The sequence below is a fragment of the Streptomyces sp. NPDC001100 genome, assembly GCF_053598575.1.
Genome location: NZ_JBSFKO010000008.1, coordinates 250,905 through 275,553 on the forward strand (window position 1 = coordinate 250,905; position 24,649 = coordinate 275,553).

The following is a 24,649-nucleotide window of genomic DNA, read 5'->3' on the forward strand; positions in this document are numbered from 1 at the left end:
CACCCCTCAGGAGCCCGGAACCGTGATGACGCTCGCCCTCGGCCCGAGCTGGCTCGACCCGAACACGATGCTCGACCGGTTCGGGATCTGGGGCCTCCTGCTCGTGGTCTTCGCGGAGTCCGGCCTGCTCATCGGGTTCTTCCTGCCGGGTGACTCCCTGCTCTTCACCTGCGGCCTGCTGATCACCGCGGGCACCCTGGACTTCCCGCTGTGGGCGGCCGTCGCGCTGATCTGCGTCGCCGCGATCCTCGGCGACCAGGCGGGCTACGTCTTCGGCAAGAAGGTCGGCCCCTCGCTCTTCAGCCGCCCGGACTCACGCCTCTTCAAGCAGGAGAACGTGGTCAAGGCACACGAGTTCTTCGAGAAGTACGGCCCCAAGTCCCTGGTCCTGGCCCGCTTCGTGCCCATCGTGCGCACGTTCACGCCGATCATCGCCGGCGTCAGCGGCATGAAGTACCGCTCGTTCCTCACGTTCAACATCATCGGCGGCGTCCTGTGGGGCGCGGGCGTGACCCTGCTCGGCTCCTGGCTCGGCAACATCGACTTCGTCCACAAGAACATCGAAGCGATCCTCATCCTGATCGTCTTCGTCTCCGTGATCCCGATCGTCATCGAGTTCCTGCGCGCCCGCTCGAAGGCCAAGAAGGCCCCCCAGGGACCCCAGCGGCACGAGGAGCAGCCCGGAGACCCGGCCGCGACCCAGCCGTTCCCGGTCATCATGGACGACTCGACGACCCAGCTCCGCCGCATCGACGAGCCCCAGCAGCAGCCGCAGCAGTACAACCAGAACAACGGCTACGACCAGAACAACGGCTACGACGAGTACTACGCGCAGCCCCAGCAGCAGCCGTACCAGCAGCAGCCCTACGGCAACCAGCAGTACGAGCAGTACCCCCCGTACAACAACCAGGGCCAGGGGCAGGGTTACTAGCAGGCCTGGCTACAGCGCGCCCCAAAGGGGCGCGGGGAACTGCGCGACCAGCCGCAACGGACGCGCACTCGCCAACGGACAAGGCATCCCGAGCTGTTGGGCGCTCAGAAACCCCGAGTCCGCTTGGCAGCCCGCCGCGCCCCGGCCGACGGCCCCGGAACCCGCAAGAACAACCGCGAGATCTCCGACCCCAGATTCACCCCGATCGCGATGGCCATCGCGAGCGACGCCGCCGTGGCCAACGACACCAGCCCCTTGTCGACCTCGTTCTGAGCGATCGCCAGCAGACCGAAATACGTGGCCGACCCCGGCAACAGGGGCCCGATCGCCGCGGTCGTGTACGGCAGCGCCGACGCGAACCGGTACCGGGACAGCAGCTGTCCGAACAGCCCGACCAGGCCCGCCGCAATGGCCGTGGAGGCGACCGGTGAGATCCCGGCGACGTGCATCGCGCCGTAGACCGACCAGGCGACGCCTCCGTTGAGGGACACGAGCAGCACGGTGGATCGTTCCTGCTGGAGCAGGACGGCGAAGGTCAGGGAGAGCAGGACGGACGCGCCGATCTGCCACAGGGGGCGGTCGGAGTTGCCCAGGGCCACGTCCGGGTTGAGCTGGACGTCGAACTTCACGCCGAAGTACAGGATGGTCAGCACGCCGGCCACGATGCCGACGAAGAAGTACATGACCTCCAGGAGCCGCGCCGCCGCGGTGATGTAGAAGCCGGTCAGGCCGTCCTGTACGCCCGCCACCAGCGCCCGCCCGGGCAGCAGCGCGAAGAGGCCGCCGGTGATGACCGCGGAGGCCTTCACGTCGACGTCGGCGACCGTGAGGGCGACCCCTATCGCGGCGGGCGGCATCGCGGCGACCGTGAACTGGTAGAACTCCGGCAGCCCGCGCCCCGCGCACAGCCACGCCAGCCGGTCGCCGAGCATCGCGCCGAGCGCGGCGGCGAAGAACACGACGATGTCACCGCCGACGAGCACGGAGGCGGCGCCCGCGAGCAGCCCGCTGGCGGAGGTCAGGACCCAGCCGGGGTACGGGTGCCGGTTGCGCCGCATCTCCGCGAGCCGCCGGTAGGCGTCCTCCAGGGAGAGCGCGGTTTCCGGGTCGCTGAGGTCCTGGACCAGCCGGAACACGGCCGCGAGCCGCGTGTAGTCGGTGCCCCGGCGCCGTACGGTCCGCGACGCGGTGACCGGATCGTCGACCAGGGAGGGCTGGTACGAGATCGACAGCAGGGTGAAGGTGACCGTCGGCTCGCAGCGGTCGAGGCCGTAGGAGCGGCAGACCGCGAACATCGCCGCCTCGACGTCCTCCGCGCCCTCCCCGCCCGCGAGCAGCAACTCGCCGATGCGGAGCGTCAGATCGAGCACGCGCGGGACGGCTGGGCCGCTGTCGTCCGGCTTCTGCACCGGCTCCGGAGCGGGGCGCTCGGCCACCGGCATGCGCAGCATCGTGCGCATCCGGTCCTGCCAGGGCACGTCCTTGGTGAGGCTGACGAGGGGAATGCCGGTCGGCGGGGTGAAGGCGGGCGGCGCCTCTCTGGCGCGGTAGGTGCTGGGCGGGCTGAACGCCGACCCCTCGGACTCGTCCGCGGCCGGTGCCGTCACGTCGAGCCCGCGCGGAACGGCGAATTCGGACGTCGTGGACGACTCGCCGTCAACCGCCGCGACGCCCGAGGGAGCCGTGAAGGCGCTCCTGGCCTCGTCCGACTGCGGTTTGCGGTCCTCCGCTTCCGTCACTCCGTAGCACTCCCTGTACGACGCCTCCGGTGATCCTCAGTATGCGCACACACAGGAAAACGGGCCGCACGCGTGTGCGTGCGGCCCGTTCTCCGGCAGGGGGCTCAGTGGCCGCCCTGCTCCTTCAGTCGCTTGTAGGAGCGCTCGATCTCCGCCTCGGCGTCCGTACGGCCCACCCAGTTGGCACCCTCGACCGACTTGCCCGGCTCCAGGTCCTTGTAGACCTCGAAGAAGTGCTGGATCTCCAGGCGGTCGAACTCCGACACGTGGTGGATGTCACGCAGGTGCTCCACGCGCGGGTCGGACGCCGGGACGCACAGCAGCTTGTCGTCGCCGCCGGCCTCGTCGGTCATCCGGAACATGCCGATCGCGCGGCACTTGATGAGGCAGCCGGGGAAGGTCGGCTCCTCCAGGATGACCAGCGCGTCCAGCGGGTCGCCGTCCTCGCCGAGAGTGTTCTCGACGAAGCCGTAGTCGGCCGGGTAACTGGTCGAGGTGAAGAGTCGACGGTCCAGGCGGATCCGACCGGTCTCGTGGTCCACCTCGTACTTGTTCCGCGAACCCTTCGGGATCTCGATCGTGACGTCGAACTCCACCGGTGGCTCCTCCATGATCAGCACATAGTTCTGGTGGTTAAGTGTCCCTCACGCAGGTGTGTGATCGCGAAAGGGGCTGGTGGTCGTGCCGGAGCTGAGGCCTTGGCGGGCCGCGAGACCGCATGTGGCGCGGGTCGCGCGAGCCGTCCGGCCCCGTCTCGAGCGGGCCGCGCAATCCGTGAAACCGCAGGTCACACGGGTCAAACAAGCCGCGAAACCCCAAGCCGCACGGATCAACCAGGCCGTGAAACCCCAAGCCGCACGGATCACCCAAGCCGTGAGACCCCGGGTGACGCGGCTCACTGACGCCGTGTCACCGTGGGTCGCCCGGCTCGTCCGACCCGTGTCGTCGCAGGTCGCGAAGGTGCCGCGGCCCGACAGAACCTGGCGGTTCCCCGCCGTCGCCACCACCGCGGGGATGGCGCTGGCCGCCGTCGTGGTGACCGCCGCCGGTCCCTGGGACTCCTCCGGTCAGCGTACGGCCGAGCGGGACCACGCAGTCGCACAGGAACGTTCAGGTGGCGTAGATCACGGCCGTAATTCCGATACGTCCGCCAAGGCACCCCGGCCCGCGCCCAGCGCCGCATCCGTCCTGGTCGCCCTCGGCGGTTCCGCGAACACCGTGAAGTCCGCGCCGACCGGCACGGCCCTCGCGGACGTCCTGAACCCCCTCCTGGACAACGCGGCGCTCGGCACCCGTCACACGGCCGCCGTGGTGGACGTGTCGAGCGGAAAGCGCCTCTACGGAGTGGGTGCCGACGACGCGCTGACCCCGGCCTCGACCACGAAGATCGCCACCGCCGTGGCCGCGCTCTCCGCGATGGGCGCCGACCGGCGCTTCACCACCCGCACCGCCCTGGAGCCCGACACCAAGGAACTCGTCCTGGTCGGCGGCGGCGACCCCACCCTGACCGCCCACAAGGACGCCGAGGGCTGGGCGAGCCTGCGGACTCTCGCCGACAGCACGGCCGCGGCCCTGAAGAAGCGCGGCGTGCGCGAGGTGACGCTGTCGTACGACACGACCCTGTACGCCGGTTCCGAACTCCACCCGATCGGGGTCAACGACAACCTCGCCCCGGTCAGTGCCCTGTCCGCCGACGAGGGCCGCAAGGACGACTCCTCCAGCGGTCCGGTGAAGCGCGTGACGGACCCGGCGGCCGACGCGGCCCTGAAGTTCGCGGGCTTCCTGGAGGCGCACGGCATCAAGACCACGTCTCCGGGCCCCTCCAAGGCGACCGGCCGCGCCGCCACCCTCGCCACGGTCTCCTCGCCGCCGCTGTCCGACATCGTCGAGCGGATGCTGACCAACAGCGACAACGACATCGCGGAGGCCTTGGCCCGCCAGACCGCCGTCGCCACGGGGAGGCGGGCCGACTTCGAGGGGGGCGCCGCCGCGATCGCCGCCCAGCTGAAGAAGCTTCAACTCCCGGTCAAGGGCGCGGTGTTCAACGACGGCAGCGGCCTCAACCGCGACGACCGCCTCACCGCCGACCTGCTGACCGCCCTCCTCGTCAAGGCCGGCGCCCCGGCCCACCCCGAACTCCGCCCGGTCCTCACCGGCCTTCCCATCGCCGCGTTCACCGGCACCCTGACGAGCCGCTACACGGACGCCACGGGCGCGGCAGGCGTCGTACGCGCCAAGACCGGCACCCTCACGGGCGTCAACACGCTCGCGGGCACGGTCGTGGACAAGGACGGCCAACTCCTGGCCTTCGCCTTCCTGGCCTCCGACACGACGAACACACTGGAGGCGCAGGCGGCCCTGGACCACACGGCGACGGCACTGGCGGCCTGCGGCTGCAGTTCGTAACCGCTGTGGGCAGGCGTTCCGCAGGGCGATGGGGGCCCCGCTCGAGCGAAGCCGAGAGTGGGGGAGGGTGGGCACAGCCACCAACACCGGGTGCCTGCACAACAGACGCCCACCGGACCGACCTCGTGCCCTGCCCCAAGCGGCAGCGCTCACGTACGGTTGACGCATGACGAGCATCGGTGGTGCCGAGATGGTCGACTGGAATCTCGCGGTGGCGACCGCGACCCGACTTGTACGACCGGGCCCCGAGGTGAGCCGCGACGAGGCCCGGGCCGTCGTCGCCGAGCTGCGCCGGCATGCGAAGGCCTCGGAGCAACACGTCCGGGGATTCACCCGGATGGGCACGGACGACATCCACGACACCCCGATCCTGGTCGTCGACCGCCCCGGCTGGGTGCGGGCGAACGTCGCCGGGTTCCGGGAGGTCCTCAAGCCGCTGCTCGACAAGATGCAGGAGCGGCGCGGCAACACCCCCGGGGGCGCGGTCTTCGGCGCGGTCGGCGGCAAGGTGACCGGCGTCGAACTGGGCATGCTGCTGTCGTTCCTGTCCTCGCGCGTGCTCGGCCAGTACGAGACCTTCGCCCCGGCGTCGCGCGAACTGCCGGCGGGGGCGAAGGGCGGGCGGCTGCTGCTGGTCGCGCCGAACATCGTGCACGTGGAGCGCGAACTCGACGTACAGCCCCACGACTTCCGCCTGTGGGTGTGTCTGCACGAGGAGACGCACCGCACTCAGTTCACGGCCGTGCCCTGGCTGCGTGACCACCTGGAGGGCGAAATCCAGTCGTTCCTGGGGGAGACCGAGGTCGACCCCATGACCGTCCTGGAGCGCATCCGGGAGGCCGCCCAGTCGCTGGCCGGCGGTCGGCCCGAGGGCGAGGAGGACGACGAGGGCCGGTCCCTGGTGGAGATCGTGCAGACGCCCGCGCAGCGGGAGATCCTCGGTCGGCTCACCGCCGTGATGTCCCTCCTGGAGGGGCACGCCGACTTCGTGATGGACGGCGTCGGCCCGGACGTGGTGCCGAGCGTCGCGGAGATCCGCGAGAAGTTCCAGCAGCGGCGCGCCAAGGGCGCCTCCCGGCTGGACTCGGCGCTGCGCAAGCTGCTGGGCCTGGACGCCAAGCTGCGGCAGTACCGGGACGGCGAGCGATTCGTACGCGCGGTCGTCGAACAGGTGGGCATGGACGGCTTCAACCGTGTGTGGACCTCCCCGAACACGTTGCCGACGAAGACGGAGATCGCCAAACCGGCGGACTGGGTCGCGCGGGTGCACCGCAAGGCCGAGTCGTGAACCGGTCGCGGACGGGGTGAAACGGATTCGGCCTACGGCAGGCGAACGCCCCCGCAATCACCCGTCCGAGGGACCGTGAGCGATGGGTGGGCGTGCGATGCTCGGGTAACGCCCCGGTTCTGTCACCATCTACACACTCTGAGTGACCGGATCTCGGGCCAATCCCCCGAAAACTTCATGAAGGGAACCGGACATGGGTCCCCATCCTGCGGTCGCGGCGATACGCCTGGCGGTCCGCCGCGTCCTCCACGACATCCTCACCGACCACGAGGCCCTGCAGACCGTAGGCGCCTCCCGGCACACCCCGCACGAGCGCCCGCCCTCGCCGCTCGTGCTCGTGGCGTGCTCCGGCGGCGCCGACTCCATGGCGCTCGCCTCCGCGCTCGCCTTCGAAGCACCCAAACTCGGCATCCGGGCCGGCGGCATCACCGTCGACCACGGCCTCCAGGCCGGCTCCGACCTGCGCGCCGACGAAGTCGTTCTACGGCTGCGCGAACTGGGGCTGGACCCCGTCGAGGCCACCGCCGTGACCGTGGGCCGCGAGGGCGGCCCCGAGGCAGCCGCCCGGGACGCCCGCTACGCCGCCCTCGACGCCTGTGCCGCCCGCCACGGCGCCGCCGCCGTCCTGCTCGGACACACCCGCGACGACCAGGCGGAAACCGTCCTGCTGGGCCTCGCCCGCGGCTCCGGCATCCGCTCCCTGTCCGGAATGGCCGCGGTCTCGGGGGCCGACGGCCGTTACCGCCGCCCCTTCCTCCAGCTCGACCGGCAGACCGCCCGCAAGGCCTGCATGGTCCAGTCGCTGCCCGTCTGGGACGACCCGCACAACGCCGACCCCGCCTACACCCGCTCCCGGCTGCGCCACGAAGGACTGCCCGCCCTGGAGAAGGCCCTCGGCAAGGGCGTCGTAGAGGCGCTCGCCCGTACGGCCCAGCTCTCCCGGGACGACGCCGACGCCCTCGACACCTGGGCCAGCCAGGCCGAGGCCTCCGTACGGGACGCCACCGGCCTCCTGGAGTGCGCCAAGCTCTACGCCCTGCCGCCCGCCGTGCGCCGCCGCGTCCTGCGCCGGGCCGCCATCCAGGCGGGCGCCCCGGCCGGTTCGCTGTTCGCCCGGCACATCGAGGAAGTCGACCGCCTGATCACCGGCTGGCGCGGCCAGGGAGCCATCAATCTCCCGGGCAAAGTCGTCGCCCAGCGCCAGGGTGGCAGACTGGTGATTCGGCAAGGCTGAATCGACACCCCCTCCGGACCTCCGGGGGCGGGACCAGGTAGTAGCCGGTTGGACGACCGAAAGTGATGCGGGTGGACGCGAAAGACATGGGTGACGACCTCCAGTCGGTGCTCATCACCAAGGAAGAGATCGACGCGAAGCTCGTGGAGCTCGCCGCGAAGATCGACGCGGAGTACGCGGGCAAGGACCTGCTGCTCGTCGGCGTCCTCAAGGGCGCGGTGATGGTCATGGCGGACCTCGCCCGGGCACTGTCCACCCCCGTCACCATGGACTGGATGGCCGTGTCGTCGTACGGCGCGGGCACCCAGTCCTCCGGTGTCGTGCGGATCCTCAAGGACCTCGACACCGACATCAAGGGCAAGCACGTCCTCATCGTCGAGGACATCATCGACTCGGGTTTGACCCTGTCCTGGCTGATCTCCAACCTCGGCTCGCGCGAGCCCGACTCGTTGAGGATCTGCACCCTGCTGCGCAAGCCGGAGGCGGCCAAGGTCGCCATCGACGTGGAATGGGTCGGCTTCGACATCCCGAACGAGTTCGTCGTCGGATACGGCCTCGACTACGCCGAGAAGTACCGCAACCTCCCGTTCGTCGGTACGCTCGCGCCGCACGTCTACGGCGGCTAGGGCCACTCGGCCCAAGCCCTGTAAGACGATCGGGAACCCCAGCGGGTTTCGCGCCGTTGGAGCATGCAGACACGTCTCCCAGCCGTCCCGTGCGACTTCGTGCAACATTGCTGGGGTACGGTCAGAAGAACTGTCTTTATCAAACTCACTATGGCAGGAGGGACGGAGCGGATTCGCTCCGTATGGATGGACGTGAAGCGATACTTCCGTGGGCCGGTCATGTGGATCGTGCTGGCCGTCCTTGCCGTGGTCGTGTTGATGCAGGTCGTCGGCTCGTCCGGCGGCTACAAGACGGTGGACACCGGCCAGGTCGTCCAGGCGATCAACGACAACAAGGTCGAGTCGGCCAAGATCACCACCGGTGACGAGCAGACCATCAAGGTCACGCTCAAGAGCGGCTCCAAGGTCGAGGGCAGCTCCAAGATCCAGGCGAGCTACATCGGCGACCAGGGCGTGGACCTCGCGGCCACGCTGCAGACCAAGTACCAGGACAAGCAGATTCCGGACGGCTACACGGTCTCTCCGACGAAGCAGAACGCTTTCGTCGGGATCCTGTTGTCCCTGCTCCCCTTCGTCCTCATCGTGGTCGTCTTCCTGTTCCTGATGAACCAGATGCAGGGCGGCGGCTCCCGAGTCATGAACTTCGGGAAGTCCAAGGCCAAGCTCATCACCAAGGACACCCCGAAGACGACGTTCGCGGACGTCGCGGGCTCCGACGAGGCCGTCGAGGAACTGCACGAGATCAAGGAGTTCCTCCAGGAACCGGCGAAGTTCCAGGCCGTCGGCGCCAAGATCCCCAAGGGCGTACTCCTGTACGGCCCCCCCGGCACCGGCAAGACCCTGCTGGCCCGCGCCGTCGCCGGCGAGGCCGGGGTGCCCTTCTACTCGATCTCCGGTTCCGACTTCGTCGAGATGTTCGTCGGTGTCGGTGCCTCCCGAGTCCGTGACCTGTTCGAGCAGGCCAAGGCGAACGCCCCGGCGATCGTCTTCGTCGACGAGATCGACGCGGTCGGCCGCCACCGCGGCGCCGGCCTCGGCGGCGGTCACGACGAGCGCGAGCAGACGCTGAACCAGCTGCTCGTCGAGATGGACGGCTTCGACGTCAAGGGCGGCGTGATCCTGATCGCCGCGACGAACCGGCCCGACATCCTCGACCCGGCCCTCCTGCGCCCCGGCCGCTTCGACCGCCAGATCGCGGTCGACCGCCCGGACATGCAGGGCCGTCTGGAGATCCTCAAGGTCCACCAGAAGGGCAAGCCGGTCGCTCCGGACGTCGACCTCTCCGCGGTCGCCCGTCGTACGCCGGGCTTCACCGGCGCGGACCTGAGCAACGTCCTCAACGAGGCCGCCCTGCTCACCGCCCGCGGCAACCGCAAGCTGATCGACAACGCGATGCTGGACGAGGCGATCGACCGTGTGGTCGCGGGCCCGCAGAAGCGGACCCGGATCATGTCGGACAAGGAGAAGAAGATCACCGCGTACCACGAGGGCGGACACGCCCTGGTCGCGGCGGCTTCCCCCAACTCCGACCCGGTCCACAAGATCACGATCCTCTCCCGAGGACGTGCTCTGGGCTACACGATGGTCCTGCCCGAAGAGGACAAGTACTCGACCACGCGCAACGAGATGCTGGACCAGCTCGCTTACATGCTGGGCGGCCGCGCTGCCGAGGAACTGGTCTTCCACGACCCGACCACGGGTGCCGCGAACGACATCGAGAAGGCCACCGCCACGGCCCGCGCGATGGTCACGCAGTACGGCATGACCGAGCGCCTCGGCGCGATCAAGTTCGGCGGCGACAACACCGAGCCCTTCCTGGGCCGGGAGATGTCGCACCCGCGCGACTACTCGGAAGAGGTCGCCGCGCTCGTCGACGAAGAGGTCAAGAAGCTCATCGAGAACGCGCACAACGAGGCCTGGGAGATCCTGGTCGAGAACCGTGACGTGCTCGACGCGCTCGTGCTCCAGCTGCTGGAGAAGGAGACGCTGAACAAGGAGCAGATCGCCGAGGTCTTCGCTCCCATCGTGAAGCGCCCGGCCCGCCCCTCGTGGACCGGCTCCTCCCGCCGTACGCCGTCCACCCGCCCGCCGGTGCTCTCCCCCAAGGAGCTGTCACTGACGAACGGATCGAACGGCGCGGGTCCCGCGATCACCGCCGGTGCGACCGCCGAGTCCTCTCCCACGCTGGAGAAGGCCCCGGAGGAGCGCCCCGAGAACTGACGCGAGCCTCACACGGCCCGAAATGGAAGCCGCGTCCCCCTGGTCTTAGCCTGGGGGACGCGGCATTTTCGTTTTGCCCGCAGCTGAGGCGTGTGTCCCGCACACGCGTGACCCGCACAGGAACGAGGCACGACATGACCGACCCCGTGACGCTCGACGGCGACGGAGCGATCGGCGTCTTCGACGAGAAGCGCGCCGAGAACGCCGTACGGGAACTGCTGATCGCGGTCGGCGAGGACCCGGACCGGGAGGGGCTGCGGGAGACGCCGGGGCGGGTGGCGCGGGCGTACAAGGAGATATTCGCGGGGTTGTGGCAGAAGCCCGAGGATGTGCTGACGACGACGTTCGACCTGGGGCACGACGAGATGGTGCTCGTGAAGGACATCGAGGTGCTGAGCTCGTGCGAGCATCATCTGGTGCCGTTCGTCGGGGTCGCCCATGTCGGGTACATCCCGTCCGCCGACGGCAAGATCACGGGGCTGTCGAAGCTGGCCCGGCTGGTGGACGTCTACGCCCGCCGGCCGCAGGTGCAGGAACGACTCACCACGCAGATCGCCGACTCGTTGATGAAGATCCTGGAGCCTCGGGGGGTCATCGTCGTCGTCGAGTGCGAGCACATGTGCATGTCGATGCGGGGGGTGCGGAAGCCTGGTGCCAAGACCATCACTTCGGCTGTGCGGGGGCAGTTGCGGGATTCGGCTACGCGTAACGAGGCGATGAGCCTGATCATGGCGCGCTGAGGGGCGTCGTCTGTCGGGTGCGGCTCCGATGTGGCTGGGCGCGCAGTTCCCCGCGCCCTTCAGGGCGCTCAGGTGACCGGTGTTACGCCCGCCGCGTTGTTGTCGTCGTCCTCCGGGAGCTTGCACACCCGCTCCAGGAAGATCGCCGCCGCTATCACCGCGATGCCCGCCAGGACCGAGAAGCCGGCGTAGATGGCCTGGTCGCGGCGGGCCGGGATGTCGAGGGACTCCAGGAGATAGGCGCCCGTGCCGCCGTACATGCCGGCGACGAGGGCGGCTACCAGGGCGCTGGCCTGGCCGAAGACGACCGCGCGGGCGGCCATCAGGGGGTCGACTCCCTTGGCGCCGGGGCGGCGCTCGCGCTGTGCCTTGAGGCGGGCGCGGAGCGAGAGCGCCGTGGCCAGCAGGACCGCCGCGATCACGGCGAGGACGATGGGCGCGGCCAGCGGGACGCTGGGGAGGGTCCCCACCGCGCTCCACAGTCGCGTACCCGCCCAGGACAGCACTCCGGCGACGACGAACACGCCGGCCAGCACCCTGATCCGCAGCTCTCTCACGGTGTCCCTTCAGCTCCCCGTGCCCTGTCCGGGCGTTGTGGTCGTCTCGACCTTAACGACTACTCGGGCAGCCGGAGTTCCAGGTCCTTGCGGGGCGCGACACCGTCACGCGTGACGTCGTCCAGGAGGGCGGCGACCGGGCCGCGGCCGGGCAACTGCGCCTCGGGGTCCACATCGTGCCAGGGGACGAGCACGAAGGCCCGTTCGTGGGCGCGCGGGTGGGGGAGTGTCAGCACGGGGTCGTCGGAGACCACGTCGGCGTACGTGACGATGTCGACGTCGAGCGTGCGCGCGCCCCAGCGCTCCTCGCGGACCCGGTGGAAGGCCTCCTCGACCGCGTGCGCCCGCTCCAGCAGGGAGGACGGCGGCAGGGTGGTCTTGAGGACGACGACCGCGTTGAAGTACGAGGGCTGGCTGCCGGGCTCGACGCCCCAGGGCTCGGTCTCGTAGACCGGGGACACGGCCTTGATGCGGACGCCGGGGGTGTCCTCCAGGGCGTCGATGGCGCCCTGGAGAGTCTCCAGGCGGTTGCCGAGGTTGGCGCCGATGGAGATGACGGCGCGCTTCGGGTTGCTGAGGGTGGTGTCGGCGGCGTCCACCTGTCGTACCACGGAGGCGGGTACCGGCTGGACGGTCGGGTCGCTGTGCCCCTCGGTGAACGAGAAGGTCATACTCGGCTCCGGGTGATGGTGACGGTCACGTCGTCGAAGGGGACGGTGATCGGGGCGTCCGGCTTGTGGACGCGGACCTCGACCTCCTCGACCCCTTCGTGCTTAAGGCAGGTCTGCGCGATGCGCTCGGCGAGGGTCTCGATGAGGTTGACGGGCTCGCCCTGGACGACGGCCACGACCTCCTCGGCCACGATGCCGTAGTGCACGGTCTTCGTCAGGTCGTCGTCGGCGGCGGCCGGCCGGGTGTCCAGGCCCAGGACGAGGTCCACGATGAAGGTCTGGCCCTCCGCGCGCTCCTTCGGGAACACGCCGTGGTACCCGCGGGCCTTGAGGCCGCTCAGCGCGACACGATCCACGCGAATCACTCCTGCAATCGTCGGTGGTGGCCGGTTCGCACCGGGTGCGGGCGGTGCATCGGCCTCGAACGAATCTACCTGCGGGCACTGACAGTGCCGGGCCGCGAGGGCGTGGGCGCCGTCCGGGCCCGCAGGTTTCGCCGACCGTTTCCCCCGGGGAACCCGGCGGCTCATGGGTCGGTAGCCGCCCCTACCCGCCGGTTCGTGATTCCAACCACTTCTTGGTCCTGATGGGTCCCGGCCGACTCCTCTGGAGCCGCCTACCCGCTCAGGAGGGTGACTCGTCGCCTTCGTCCTCGTCGTTTTCGGCCAGGACCGGGGACGCGTGGTGCGACCAGAGCTTCCAGCCCTCGGGGGTGCGCCGGAACACGTTCGTGGCGACCACGAGCTGACCGACGAGCGGGCCGAGTTCGTCGCTGTCGTCGGGGGCCGGGCCGCCGCTGAGGATGTTCTCCGTGCAGGTCACCAGGGCGGTGTCGCCGGTCACCGAGACGTGCACGTCGGTCAGGAAGAACTGGATGTAGTCGGTGTTCGCCATGATCAGCGCGTACGACCGCAGGACCTCGCCGCGCCCGGTGAGCACCGGCCAGCCCGGGTGCACGCACGAGATCACCCCGGTGTCCGCGGGGTCGTGGTACTCCTCGTCGACGCCCAGGTCGGCCGGGGTGAGCCAGAGCGCGGACAGCTCGTCGAAGTCGCCGCGTTCCAGGGTCTCGTAGAACGCGGTGTTGGCGAGTTCGACCTGCTCGACGTCGGTGTGGGGGGCGCTCACCGGGCTCCCTCGGAGCTGATGCGCGAGGCCGTGCGGGCGCCGGTGGCGCGCGCTCCCTCGACGGCGCGGGCGACGCGTACGGCGTCCGCGGTGGCGTGCACCTCGTGGACGCGCACCGCCCATGCGCCGGCGTGCGCCGCGAGCGCGGAGACCGCGGCGGTGGCGGCGTCGCGCTCGCGCGCGGGCGGTGGCGCTCCCTCGGGGCCGGCGAGCACATGGCCGAGGAACCGCTTGCGGGAGGCGGCGACGAGCAGGGGGTGGCCGAGACCGAGCAGCCGGTCGAGGTGGGCGAGGAGCACGAGGTCGTGTTCGGCGTCCTTGGAGAAGCCGAGACCCGGGTCGACGACGACGCGGTCGGGGGCGACGCCTCCGGCGAGAACGGCCTCCACGCGCGCGTGCAGCTCGTCGACGACTTCGGTGACGACGTCGTCGTAGACCCCCCTGACGTTGCCGCCCTCCAGGAAGCCGCGCCAGTGCATGACGACGAAGGGGGCGCCGGAGGCGGCGACCACCGGGATCATCGCGGGGTCGGCGAGGCCGCCGCTGACGTCGTTGACCAGGACGGCGCCGGCGGTGAGGGCCTGCTCGGCGACGGAGGCGCGCATGGTGTCGACGGAGACGGTGACGCCCTCGGAGGCGAGGCCGCGCACTACGGGGATGACGCGTTTGAGTTCCTCGGCCTCGTCGACGCGGGTGGCGCCGGGGCGGGTGGACTCGCCGCCGACGTCCACGAGGTCGGCGCCCTCGGTGACCAGACCGAGGCCGCGCTTGACGGCGGCCGTGGTGTCGAAGAAGCGGCCGCCGTCGGAGAAGGAATCAGGGGTGACGTTCACGACCCCCATGACCGCGCACCGGTCCCATTCCGGAAGACCCGCGACGCGCCCGCGCCCGCTCTGCTTGCTCATACGTTCAGCGTAGGCCTTGGGGGAGGGGCGACGGTCCCGCGGGCCGAACGCGAAGGGGCCGGTCCGGGCGATCGCGCCCCGCGCGGAGGCGGGGTGCTCGCCCGGACCGGCCCGGTCGGTCAAGCGGCTCGCACATCCCGTTCCGCGAGGCCGTGGGCGCAGGCCGGAGCCACGGCCTTACGGCGGCGGAGGAAGCGGGGCAGGGGGAGGGCAAGGTTGACGAAGCCCTCGGCCTGCATCGCGGCGAAGCCGATGCGGGGGAGGTCGCCGGAGGCGCGGTAGACGACGAAGCGCGGCTCCCAGCGGGGCTGGAACTTGGCGTTGAACTTGTACAGGGACTCGATCTGGAACCAGCGCGAGAGGAAGACCAGCAGCCCGCGCCAGGCGCGCAGCACCGGGCCAGCGCCGATCTTCTCGCCGCGGGCGAGGGCCGCGCGGAACATGGCGAAGTTGAGCGACACGCGCGTGATGCCCAGCTTGGGGGCCGCCTGCAGGGAGGCGACGATCAGCAGTTCGTTCATCCCCGGGTCGGCCGCGCGGTCGCGGCGCATCAGGTCCAGGGACATGCCGTCGGTGCCCCAGGGCACGAAGTGCAGGATCGCCTTCAGGTCGCCGAACTCGCCCGGCTGTTCGTCCGCCTTGTGGGCGGTCGCGATGAAGCAGTCGCCGTCCGCCGGGTCGCCGATGCGGCCGAGCGCCATGGAGAAGCCGCGCTCGGTGTCGGTGCCCCGCCAGGCCTCCGCGGCGAGCCGGATCCGCTCCAGCTCGCCCTCGCTGACGTCACGTACACGCCGTACCCGGGTTTCGTAGCCGGCCCGCTCGATGCGCTTCACCATTTGGCGTACGTTGCGCATCGCGCGCCCGGCGAGCGAGAAATCCGCTACGTCGACCACCGCCTCGTCGCCGAGTTCGAGGGCGTCGAGTCCGGTCTCGCGGGTCCACACCTCGCCGCCCGTCTCGGAGCAGCCCATGACGGCCGGCGTCCAGGAGTGGGCCTTCGCCTCGTCCATGAACCGCTCGATGGCGCCCGGCCAGGCCTCCACGTCGCCGATGGGGTCACCACTGGCGAGCATCACCCCGGAGACGACGCGGTACGTCACCGCCGCCTTGCCGCTGGGCGAGAAGACGACGGCCTTGTCGCGGCGGAGCGCGAAGTGGCCGAGCGAGTCGCGGCGGCCGTGCTTCTCCAGGAGGGCGCGCAGCTGCGTCTCGTCCTCCGGGGTGAGCCGCGCGGCCGGGTGCTCGGGCCGGAAGGCGAGGTAGATCGTCGTCACGGCGGTGAGCAGCCCGAGGGCGCCCAGGGAGAAGGCGACCGTCCAGGAGGTGCTGCCCTCGTAGTCCACCGGTCCCTCGAAGCCGAACAGGCCGTACAGGACGTGGCTGATCCGGTCGGCCAGGCTCGGGTCGCCGACCATGCGCTTGGAGTGGACGCTGACGATGACCAGTCCGAGGACGAGGGAACCGGCGCCCATGAGCACGAAGTTGGCGAGCGCGCGCCACCGGCTGCGCGGGTCGGGCAGTGCCCGGAACTCGTCGCGGTGCAGCAGCAGCGGTGCGAGCAGCGCGGCCGAGATGACGACTCCTATGACCGAGTGCCGGTACGCGAACTGCGCCACCGCGCCCGCCGGCAGCAGCGCCACCGCGGCCCGCCAGGCCCGGCGCTTGCGCCGCCTGAGCCCGTGCGCGAGGAGCAGCAACAGCACACCGGCGCTCAGCGAGAGCGCGGCGGCGAAGGGGCCGAGCGCCCCCGGCAGCACCTCCGCGATCGTGTGCATACGGCTGTGCCGGAAACGCGGGAACACCCCCGCGGCGATGTCCAGCAGGCCGACGAGGGCGCAGGCCCTGCCGACGAGCGTGGGAACGACCTCGGGGCGCGGACCTCGGACTATGCGCCGGACCCGGCCTGACCGGCTCGGAACCCCACCCGACATTTCCCCATCTATCCTGACAGACATCGCATCCCGTAGTTCTGCGAGAGACCTTGGACCCGGGCCCGATTCGGGCATCCGGCGACATTGCGCCCTCTAGGACGGTGTCTAGGGGAAGGAGGTTCCTTCCTCACCGGAAAGCCGGTTCAAAGGCAGTGGAAAGCCCGGGGCAAAGGCACGCGAAGGTTGTGTGCCGCCAGGGCGGAAAGCGCAGGCGGGGACAGCTCATGGGACTCACGAGCAACAAGGTGTTGGCACTGGCGTTCGCGTGCGCCGTGCTGCTGTTCGTCGGCACGGTATGGATGTGGCCGCGGCTGGCCCGGCGGAACTGGCGGGCCGTCAGCGGACGCGTGGGCCTGCTCCTGGCAACGCAGTTGGTGCTCTTCGTCTCGGTGGGCCTGGGCGCCAACCAGGCCTTCGGGTTCTACGCCAGCTGGTCCGACCTGTTCGGCCGGGAGACCGACCAGGGAGTGGTCGTCGACCACACGGCGCTCCGCGGCTCCGGCGGCCCGCTCCATGTGGTCGGCACCCGTCGCGTGGACGCACCGGGCGGCGCCTCCCTGCCGAGCAGCGTGGGCCAGGTGCAGCGGGTCGACATAGTCGGCCGTACGACTCACATCGCCTCCCCCGCCTACGTGTATCTGCCGCCGGAGTACTTCCAGCCGCGGTACCGCACCCGCACGTTCCCGGCGACGGTCGTCCTCACGGGGTACCCGGGCACCGCCCAGGCACTCGTCGACAAGCTCAACTACCCGCGCACGGCACTGCAACTGGCCAAGGACGGCAGGATGCGGCCGATGATCCTGGTGATGCTGCGGCCCACGGTGGCGCCGCCGCGCGACACGGAGTGCGTGGACATCCCGGGCGGACCCCACACCGAGTCCTTCTTCGCCAAGGACCTCCCGGACGCCGTGACGGCCCACTACAGGGTGAGCAAAAAGCCCGGGAGCTGGGGCATCGTCGGTGATTCCACGGGCGGTTACTGCGCCCTGAAGCTCGCGATGCACCACCCCGGGGTGTACGCGGCGGGCGCCGGCCTCTCCCCGTACTACAAGGCGCCGACCGACCCCACCACGGGTGACCTCTTCCAGGGCGACAAGACGCTGCGGAACGAGGCGAACCTGTGGTGGTACCTCAAGCACCGGCCGGCGCCCGACACCTCACTGCTCGTCACCAGCAGCAAGGCCGGGGAGCACAACTACAAGGACACCCTGAAATTCATCGACAGGGTGAGGGCCAACAACTCCACCCGAATCGCGTCGATCATCCTGGACAGCGGCGGCCACAACTTCAACACCTGGCGGCGGGAGATCCCGGCGACCCTGGAGTGGGTGAGCGGACGGCTCGGCAACGGCTGATAGGGACCGTTGAAGCCAGGTGAGGGATGAGGGGTGGCTGTGTTTTTACCGGGCGGGGCACCATGATTCGCCTACGCGCGGTAAGTTTCTGGCCATGCCACGTGGACGTCACCGCCATTCCCCGCCGTTGCACCGGCTGTTGCCTCCCTCGGCGATCGCAGGCGTGTCGCTCGTCTGCGCCTTCGGGCCGTGGGTCTTCTCGCAGGCCGCCGCGCTGCGCATAGTCGCCGCGATAGCCGCCGCGACCGCGCTCGTCGGGGCGGCCGTCATGCGCCGCTGGGACACTCAGGCGGGCAAACAGGTCGCCGACCTGGTACGCGCGCGTACGAGCGACGAGTGGCGCTACGAGGAGCGGCTCGCCGAACTCGAGTCCGACCTCGACGAGTCGCGCGAACTGCGCGTCAAGCTGGAGCACAAGCTGCGCGCCAAGCGCACCGAGCTCGCGGGCCTGCGCAACGAACACGCGGCACTGCTGCGCCGGTACGCCACGGCGGAGACCGAGCGCGCCAGCGCCCTGGAGGGCCGCCGCCTGCTGGAGATAGAGGCCGCTGAACCCGCCGCGCGCACGTTGCCGCCGGTCGCGGTGGACGGCGACGACGAGGTCCCGGCGGACATGGACCTGGATCTCGTCGAACTCGCGGACGACGCCGACGACGACCCCGAGTCGGACGACACCGGGGCTGTGGCTGCCCCGGCCGAGTCCGCAGCGGACGCCGAGGACGAGACCGAGGACGCCGACGAGGAGTCCGAGGCCGTCGCGGAGAAGAAGCCCGCGGCTTCACCGGTGTTCTCCCCGGAGGGGTCCAAGCTGTTCCTGCGGGCCCAGGCCGCGCTGGTACGGCTCGACGAGGACGCCCCGGCGCCCGCGCCGAAGGACGACGACTCCGCGCCGGCCGAGCCCGCGCTGGCCGAGCCCGCACCGGTGGAGGCCACCGGCGGTCCCGCCGCCGACTCGGAGGCCGCGCAGGAGGACGAGGCGGAGGGGAAGCCCGAGGCGGTCGACGGGCATGAGCACTCGGCCGCCGTCCCCCCGGCCGCGAAGTCCGCCCAACCCGCGCCCTCGTCGGGGCACTTCACCGTACCGACCGCGGTGGCGGTCGTACCGGCGGCTCCCGTGCGGCGGCCGATGGTCGAGGGCGGCTTCGACTTCTTCGGCATGCAGAAGGGCGCGGCGTCCGCCGAGATGGACGCCGTCCAGAACGAGGACCTCGCCGACGTCGTGGGCCAGGAGGCCCTGGCGGTGCACAAGGCGGAGGCCGAGGCACAGTTCAAGCCGGCCGACGAGCGGTCCCGGGGCGTCGGCGCGGTCCAGGTCATCGACCTGACGGCACACGACGAGACCGAGCAGATCAACCTTCCCGGACTGCGCAGCGCCGCTTCCTGACCAGGGCCCTACCGGGGCCTGACCGGGCGTCAGGCCATCCAGCGGTCCGGGCGGGCGTCCCTGCGGCCGGTCCGGGAGCGCTCGGCCTGGCCGCGGAGCAGCTCCGCGGCCTCGTCCGCGCCCCGCAGACGGGCTGTCACGGTCTCGTTGGCCCCGGTGTCCACATGCACCTCGGCAAGCCCCCAGAGCCGCTCCCAAGGCCCTTGAGTGAGCCGTACGCTCTGCACCTTCGCGTGCGGCACCAGCGCCGTGCTGCGGCGCAGCAGTCCGTGCCGGGCCACGAACACCGTGTCGGTGACCGCGAGGCCGTAGCCGCGCCACCACAGCGGCACGCAGCGGCCCGCCCTGCGTGGCGGCCGGGACAGCGCCGAGCGCGCCGGCACCGTCACACCGGGCAGCACGCGCGCGACGACCGACTCGGCGATCTCGCGCGGCGCGACCGGCACCAGCACGGAGTTGGACGAACCGGCCACATCCAGCTCGACCCGCACCCACCCGCGCCGCCGCCACAGCAGCGGCTCCACGACCCGCACGGTCTGCACCCGCCCCGGCGGCACCGTCTCGTGGGTGCGGTCCAGCAGCCCGTGGTCGATGCGCAGCCCGTCCGGGGACTCGCCCACCGTCCAGTCGTACTCGCCGACGAACCGCCCCACACTGCTCGCGCCCGCCGCGCCCAGCAGCGGCAGCGCGGTCGCGAGGACCGTCCACACGCTGTGGGTGGCGAGCCACAACAGCGGCGGTACGACGAGTGCGGCGGCCAGCGATCCCCAGGTGGCGCCGGTCAGCACCAGGGACACCGCGAGGACCCCGGCCGGCACGTGCAGCAGCTGCTGCGAGGGTGCCTCGCCGACCTCGTGGGCGGTCTCGGGCGCGAACCCGGCCGCCCGCGCAAGGAGTTCGGCGCGCAGCGCCCGCGCCTCGTCCTCTCCGAGGAAGGCCAGTTCGTCCTTCTTGTCGGTCCCTACGACGTCCAGCTTCAGCTTGGCGACGCCCGCCACGCGCGCGAGGAGCGGCTGTGTCACGTCGACCGCCTGGATGCGTTCCAGCCGGATGTGCGCGGTGCGCCGGAACAACAGGCCGGTACGGATGCGCAGTTCGGTGTCGGTCACCGCGAAGTGCGTGAACCACCAGGTCAGGAAGCCGTACAGACCGGCGGCCGGCACGATCACGGCCAGCGCGATCAGCAGGGTGATGGTGGTCAGCTTCGTCAGCTGTTCCTGCGCCTGGTTGGGGTCGTGCACCGCCCACCCGATGATGACGGCGACCGGCGCCCACGCCCGGCGCAACGGCGTCACCGGATGCAACCGCCGCTCCACGACGGGCACTTGTTCCCGTACGGCCTCCGCGGCCTCGGGTACGTCCTTGTCGGCGCCCGGCGTGGTCACAGCCCCGCCGATCGGGCCTCGCCGAGCTCGGTGAGCCGGTCGCGCAGCCGTTCGGCCTCGGCCGGGTCGAGCCCCGGGATGGTCGCGTCGGTCGCCGCGGCGGCCGTGTGCAGCTGCACGCTCGCGAGCCCGAAGTGCCGCTCCACGGGCCCCGAGGTCACCTCCACGAGCTGCATCCGCCCGTACGGCACGATCGTCTCGTGGTGCCACAGCACGCCCTTGCTGATCAGCAGGTCGTCGGCGCGCTCGGCGTACCGCCAGGAGCGCCAGTTGCGGCCCAGCACCACCCAGCCCCACGCCATGAGGCCGAGCGGCAGCAGCGCGAACGCCGCCCACCCCGGGCCGGCGAACAGGGCAAGCGGCACCCCCAGGGCGACGGTCAGCACCCCCAGCCACACCACCAGCAGCATCCGTCGCATCTTCAGCAGCCCCGGCGGCAGCCCGGTCCACACCGGCTCGCGCGCCGCGTCGTCCTGAGCGGCAGTCCCCGTTTCCATGGCGCAAGCGTACGTACGAGAGACTGTGTCCATGACTCCCACGACGGAGACCACGGTCGGGATCGGCGGCGCCGCGGAAAGCACCGACATGGTGCTCAACATCGGCCCCCAGCACCCCTCCACGCACGGAGTGCTGCGGCTGCGGCTCGTCCTGGACGGCGAGCGCATCCAGCACGCGGAGCCGGTGATCGGTTACATGCACCGGGGCGCCGAGAAGCTCTTCGAGGCGCGCGACTACCGCCAGATCATCATGCTCGCCAACCGCCACGACTGGCTGTCGGCGTTCTCGAACGAGCTGGGCGTGGTCCTCGCGGTGGAGCGCATGCTCGGCATGGAGGTGCCCCCGCGCGCGGTGTGGACGCGCACCCTGCTCGCCGAGCTGAACCGGGTGCTCAACCACCTGATGTTCCTGGGCTCGTACCCCCTGGAACTCGGCGGCATCACCCCGGTGTTCTACGCGTTCCGGGAGCGCGAGGTCCTCCAGAACGTCATGGAGGAGGTCTCCGGCGGGCGCATGCACTACATGTTCAACCGCGTCGGCGGCCTCAAGGAGGACCTCCCCGCCGGATGGGCCACCCGCGCGCGGGAGGCCGTCGCCGCCGTGCGCTCCCGGATGGACCGCTTCGACGACCTGGTGCTCGGCAACGAGATCTTCCGGGGACGCACCAGGGGAGTCGGCGCGCTGTCCGCGGAGGCCGTGCACGCCTACGGGGTGAGCGGGCCCATCGCGCGCGCCTCGGGCGTCGACTTCGACCTGCGGCGCGACGAGCCGTATCTCGCGTACGGCGAGCTCCAGGACACCCTCAAGGTCGTCACACGCCAGGAGGGCGACTGTCTCGCCCGCTTCGAAGTGCTCCTGGAGCAGACCCACAACGCGCTCGACCTCGCGGACGCCTGCCTCGACCGGCTCGCCGAGTTGGAGCCCGGGCCGATCAACCAGCGGCTCCCCAAGGTCCTCAAGGCGCCCGAGGGGCACACGTACGCGTGGACCGAGAACCCCCTCGGCATCAACGGTTACTACCTCGTCAGCAAGGGCGAGAAGACCCCGTACCGGCTGAAGCTGCGCTCGGCGTCCTACAACAACATCCAGGCCCTCGCGGTGCTGCTGCCGGGGACGCTGGTGGCGGACATGGTGGCCATTCTGGGGTCGTTGTTCTTCGTGGTCGGGGACATCGACAAGTAGTGGTCGGGGACATCGACGAGTAGGCGACAAGGAGAGAGCGCCTACGGCTCGTTCAGCGGGTCCGGAATTCCAACCGACTGCACGAGCCAGCCGAAGTCGCCGAGGCCGCCCGGTGCGGTGAGTTCGGCGGCCTCTCCGGCGCTCGCGAGGGCGCGGACGTATCCCGCCGGGTCGGTGGAGGCCAGCGTGAGCGGGGGGCGCGCGCCTGTGACGCCGAGGGCGCGCAGGGCGGCGCGTTGGGTGAGCAGGCGCGCGCCGGTGAGTGCGCCTGCTGAAGTCGCAGCCGCCGCGCAGGCGTCCAGTGCGACGTGCGCGGTGATGTCGCACGAGCCGTCCGGCACGGGTGCCGTCTCGCGGCCCTCGCGGAAGCCGGTGAGCGTGCCGAACGGGGGGCGGGTGCCCAGGGTGTGCGCGTAGTCGACGGCGACCGCGAGTCCCCGGTCGACAGTGCCGGCGGCGGACGCCCAGGCCGTGTCCCTGGGAAGCCCGATCTCGGCGCGCAGCCCCTCCTCGGGTGCCAGGGGCCACCACCGCGCGAGCCACTTGGCCTCCGCAGCGGCGACCGGCTTCCCGAGCCGCTCGGTCCCGTCCTCCCGGACCAGCACGAGCCGCGGCCGGCCGGCGGAGTCCACCTCGGCGACCTCTACGGGTACGTTGTCCAGCCACTCGTTGGCGAAGAGCAGCCCGGTGATCCCCTTCGGGGAGTCGGTCCGCCACTCGACGCGGGAATCGAGTCCCTCGGGGCGGTCGGCGATCTCGACGCCGTACGCACGCACGCGTGCCGCCACCCCGGCGGGCAGCGCGGCGAGCACGCCGGTCACCAGCTCACCGCGGCCCGCGCCCAGGTCCACGAGGTCCAGCGCGGCCGGCCGGTCCAGCGCCTCGTCCACCCGGCACAGCAGCCGTGCCACGGCCCCGGCGAAGAGCGCCGACGCGTGCACGGACGTACGGAAGTGCCCGGCGGGTCCCTCGGGCCTCCGGTAGAAGCCCTCGGGCCCGTAGAGCGCGTCCTCGGCCGCCGCCCGCCAGCCGCGCCACCGGGCCGCAGTGTCGTCCGTCACGGTGCCAGATTAAGTGCACAGGACAACCGGGCCTCCACCTTGGGGAGTACGCCGGGCGTATGCGGATCGATCCTCCGGTTGACCCCCGCACACTTCGCGCTTCCCTACGCTGGGTTACGTGCAGCGCCTCTACGACTTCCTCCGCAGACACCCGACATGGGTCGACACCTTCTGGGCCGTCTTCCTGCTGGGGCTGAGCGGCGTGAGCATCGCGAGTACCAGCTACGCGTCGGGCCGGCACGGGACGGCCGCGGGCGCGCTCGCGGTGTCCGCCGTCATGTGTGTGGCGATCGGGCTGCGCCGCCGCTGGCCGGAGAAGATGCTCGTCCTGGTCCTGGTGACGGGGCTCGCGCAGCTGGTCCTCGACGTCGAGCCCGTGGCGGCCGACTTCGCCATGCTGGTGATCGTCTACACGGTCGCCGCGGTCGGGGCCCGCTGGGCATCCCGTTTCGCCCTGGCGACCGGTCTGGGCGCGGCGACCCTGTCGCAGATCCGATGGCCCCAGGAACACACCAGTTCCGCCGGGCTGGTCGCGATCGCTGTCTTCCAGACGGTGCCGTTCGCGCTGGCCTGGGTGCTGGGCGACTCGATGCGCACCCGGCGCGCGTACTTCGCGCAGCTGGAGGAGCGCGCCGCCCGGCTGGAGAAGGAGCGCGAGGCGCAGGCGAAGGTCGCGGTCGCCGCCGAACGCGCCCGGATCGCCCGCGAGCTGCACGACGTGGTCGCGCACAACGTGTCGGTGATGGTGGTCCAGGCCGACGGTGCCGCGTATGTCCTGGACTCCGCGCCGGACCAGGCGAAGAAGGCCCTGGAGACGATCTCCTCCACCGGCCGACAGGCCCTCGCCGAGATGCGCCGCCTGCTGGGCGTGCTGCGCACCGGCGAGCACAAGGAGGCCGGCGAGTACGTTCCGCAGCCGGACGTCGAGCAGATCGACGACCTGGTCCAGCAGTGCCGTACGTCCGGACTGCCCGTCGACTTCAAGGTCGAGGGCACCCCGCGCCCGCTGCCCAGCGGTGTCGAGCTGACGGCCTACCGGATCGTGCAGGAGGCGCTCACCAACACCCGCAAGCACGGTGGGCCCAACACGGGCGCCAGTGTGCGGCTGGTGTACTTCGACGACGGTCTCGGGCTGCTCGTCGAGGACGACGGCAAGGGCGCCCCGCACGAGCTGTACGAGGAGGGCGGCATCGACGGCCAGGGGCATGGTCTGATCGGGATGCGCGAGCGGGTCGGCATGGTCGGGGGCACCCTGGACGCGGGCCCGCGCCCGGGCGGCGGGTTCCGCATCAGCGCGCTGCTGCCGCTGAAACCCGCGCACTGATCTTTCGTGCGCCGATTGCTGACACCTGTAAGGAATTGTTGAACGACCCGTTGAACGGCCTCAACCTGTTGAATGAATTGTTGA

The 24,649-nt window shown here is 70.8% G+C and carries 22 protein-coding genes; 11 read left to right on the forward strand and 11 right to left on the reverse strand.

Annotated features, from left to right (window positions below; all coding sequences use genetic code 11):
* Nucleotides 1–25 precede the first annotated feature (25 nt).
* Nucleotides 26–931, forward strand: a complete 906-nt coding sequence (locus tag ACWDEW_RS14620; protein ID WP_450512920.1) for a DedA family protein — start codon at nt 26–28, stop codon at nt 929–931.
* Nucleotides 932–1,035: 104 nt separating this feature from the next.
* Here ACWDEW_RS14620 and ACWDEW_RS14625 read toward each other — a convergent pair whose 3' ends face one another.
* Nucleotides 1,036–2,670, reverse strand: coding sequence for a threonine/serine ThrE exporter family protein (locus ACWDEW_RS14625; protein ID WP_450512818.1), 1,635 nt, complete (start codon nt 2,668–2,670; stop codon nt 1,036–1,038).
* Between the two features lie 104 nt (nt 2,671–2,774).
* Nucleotides 2,775–3,266, reverse strand: coding sequence for an inorganic diphosphatase (locus tag ACWDEW_RS14630; RefSeq protein ID WP_019070224.1), 492 nt, complete (start codon nt 3,264–3,266; stop codon nt 2,775–2,777).
* Nucleotides 3,267–3,345: 79 nt separating this feature from the next.
* Here ACWDEW_RS14630 and dacB point away from each other — a divergent pair, with 79 nt between their 5' ends.
* From dacB to folE, 6 genes are all read left to right on the forward strand, one after another.
* Nucleotides 3,346–5,076 carry a D-alanyl-D-alanine carboxypeptidase/D-alanyl-D-alanine endopeptidase gene (gene dacB / locus ACWDEW_RS14635; protein WP_450512819.1) on the forward strand — a complete coding sequence of 577 codons (1,731 nt, stop codon included), beginning with the start codon at nt 3,346–3,348 and terminating at the stop codon, nt 5,074–5,076.
* A gap of 166 nt (nt 5,077–5,242) precedes the next feature.
* Nucleotides 5,243–6,364, forward strand: a complete 1,122-nt coding sequence (locus ACWDEW_RS14640; protein ID WP_359613970.1) for a zinc-dependent metalloprotease — start codon at nt 5,243–5,245, stop codon at nt 6,362–6,364.
* 193 nt (nt 6,365–6,557) lie between these two features.
* Nucleotides 6,558–7,598, forward strand: a complete 1,041-nt coding sequence (gene tilS / locus ACWDEW_RS14645) for a tRNA lysidine(34) synthetase TilS (RefSeq protein WP_019070221.1) — start codon at nt 6,558–6,560, stop codon at nt 7,596–7,598.
* 65 nt (nt 7,599–7,663) lie between these two features.
* Nucleotides 7,664–8,224, forward strand: coding sequence for a hypoxanthine phosphoribosyltransferase (hpt, locus tag ACWDEW_RS14650; RefSeq protein ID WP_450512822.1), 561 nt, complete (start codon nt 7,664–7,666; stop codon nt 8,222–8,224).
* A 186-nt stretch (nt 8,225–8,410) separates the two neighbouring features.
* Nucleotides 8,411–10,444 carry an ATP-dependent zinc metalloprotease FtsH gene (ftsH, locus tag ACWDEW_RS14655; protein ID WP_450512823.1) on the forward strand — a complete coding sequence of 678 codons (2,034 nt, stop codon included), beginning with the start codon at nt 8,411–8,413 and terminating at the stop codon, nt 10,442–10,444.
* Nucleotides 10,445–10,578: 134 nt separating this feature from the next.
* Nucleotides 10,579–11,184, forward strand: a complete 606-nt coding sequence (folE, locus tag ACWDEW_RS14660) for a GTP cyclohydrolase I FolE (RefSeq protein ID WP_381245063.1) — start codon at nt 10,579–10,581, stop codon at nt 11,182–11,184.
* A gap of 68 nt (nt 11,185–11,252) precedes the next feature.
* On the opposite strand, the gene ACWDEW_RS14665 is transcribed toward folE, so the two are convergent.
* The 6 genes from ACWDEW_RS14665 to ACWDEW_RS14690 form a co-directional block, all read right to left on the reverse strand.
* Complete coding sequence (locus tag ACWDEW_RS14665; protein ID WP_450512826.1) at nt 11,253–11,741, reverse strand: DUF3180 domain-containing protein; 489 nt, start codon at nt 11,739–11,741, stop codon at nt 11,253–11,255.
* A gap of 59 nt (nt 11,742–11,800) precedes the next feature.
* Nucleotides 11,801–12,412 (reverse strand): 2-amino-4-hydroxy-6-hydroxymethyldihydropteridine diphosphokinase, encoded by a 612-nt coding sequence (gene folK / locus ACWDEW_RS14670; RefSeq protein ID WP_450512828.1) that lies wholly within the window; start codon nt 12,410–12,412, stop codon nt 11,801–11,803.
* The gene (gene folB / locus ACWDEW_RS14675) at nt 12,409–12,768 is read right to left on the reverse strand and encodes a dihydroneopterin aldolase (protein WP_450512830.1); all 360 of its coding nucleotides are present in this window, start codon (nt 12,766–12,768) and stop codon (nt 12,409–12,411) included. Before folB ends, folK begins: the two co-directional genes overlap by 4 nt.
* A gap of 268 nt (nt 12,769–13,036) precedes the next feature.
* Complete coding sequence (locus ACWDEW_RS14680; RefSeq protein WP_093627538.1) at nt 13,037–13,540, reverse strand: nuclear transport factor 2 family protein; 504 nt, start codon at nt 13,538–13,540, stop codon at nt 13,037–13,039.
* Nucleotides 13,537–14,445: a dihydropteroate synthase gene (folP, locus tag ACWDEW_RS14685; protein WP_450512832.1), complete on the reverse strand. Its 909-nt coding sequence runs from the start codon at nt 14,443–14,445 to the stop codon at nt 13,537–13,539. The genes ACWDEW_RS14680 and folP overlap by 4 nt, the downstream gene beginning before the upstream one ends.
* 119 nt (nt 14,446–14,564) lie before the next feature.
* Nucleotides 14,565–16,376, reverse strand: coding sequence for a phosphatidylglycerol lysyltransferase domain-containing protein (locus ACWDEW_RS14690; protein ID WP_450512833.1), 1,812 nt, complete (start codon nt 16,374–16,376; stop codon nt 14,565–14,567).
* Nucleotides 16,377–16,600: 224 nt separating this feature from the next.
* On the opposite strand from ACWDEW_RS14690, the gene ACWDEW_RS14695 reads away from it, so the two are divergent.
* Both ACWDEW_RS14695 and ACWDEW_RS14700 read left to right on the forward strand, forming a co-directional pair.
* A complete protein-coding gene (locus ACWDEW_RS14695; RefSeq protein WP_450512835.1) occupies nt 16,601–17,731 on the forward strand; it encodes an alpha/beta hydrolase in 1,131 nt (376 codons plus the stop codon).
* Between the two features lie 94 nt (nt 17,732–17,825).
* Nucleotides 17,826–19,115, forward strand: a complete 1,290-nt coding sequence (locus tag ACWDEW_RS14700; protein ID WP_450512837.1) for a hypothetical protein — start codon at nt 17,826–17,828, stop codon at nt 19,113–19,115.
* 29 nt (nt 19,116–19,144) lie between these two features.
* Here ACWDEW_RS14700 and ACWDEW_RS14705 read toward each other — a convergent pair whose 3' ends face one another.
* A complete protein-coding gene (locus ACWDEW_RS14705; protein WP_450512839.1) occupies nt 19,145–20,500 on the reverse strand; it encodes a PH domain-containing protein in 1,356 nt (451 codons plus the stop codon).
* The gene (locus ACWDEW_RS14710) at nt 20,497–20,997 is read right to left on the reverse strand and encodes a PH domain-containing protein (RefSeq protein ID WP_450512841.1); all 501 of its coding nucleotides are present in this window, start codon (nt 20,995–20,997) and stop codon (nt 20,497–20,499) included. Before ACWDEW_RS14710 ends, ACWDEW_RS14705 begins: the two co-directional genes overlap by 4 nt.
* A 31-nt stretch (nt 20,998–21,028) precedes the next feature.
* Between ACWDEW_RS14710 and ACWDEW_RS14715 the strand changes: the two genes are divergently transcribed.
* Nucleotides 21,029–22,180, forward strand: a complete 1,152-nt coding sequence (locus ACWDEW_RS14715; protein ID WP_450512843.1) for an NADH-quinone oxidoreductase subunit D — start codon at nt 21,029–21,031, stop codon at nt 22,178–22,180.
* Between the two features lie 41 nt (nt 22,181–22,221).
* On the opposite strand, the gene ACWDEW_RS14720 is transcribed toward ACWDEW_RS14715, so the two are convergent.
* The gene (locus tag ACWDEW_RS14720) at nt 22,222–23,241 is read right to left on the reverse strand and encodes an SAM-dependent methyltransferase (RefSeq protein ID WP_450512844.1); all 1,020 of its coding nucleotides are present in this window, start codon (nt 23,239–23,241) and stop codon (nt 22,222–22,224) included.
* A 118-nt stretch (nt 23,242–23,359) separates the two neighbouring features.
* Here ACWDEW_RS14720 and ACWDEW_RS14725 point away from each other — a divergent pair, with 118 nt between their 5' ends.
* Nucleotides 23,360–24,565, forward strand: a complete 1,206-nt coding sequence (locus ACWDEW_RS14725; protein ID WP_450512846.1) for a DUF7134 domain-containing protein — start codon at nt 23,360–23,362, stop codon at nt 24,563–24,565.
* Nucleotides 24,566–24,649: the final 84 nt, after the last annotated feature.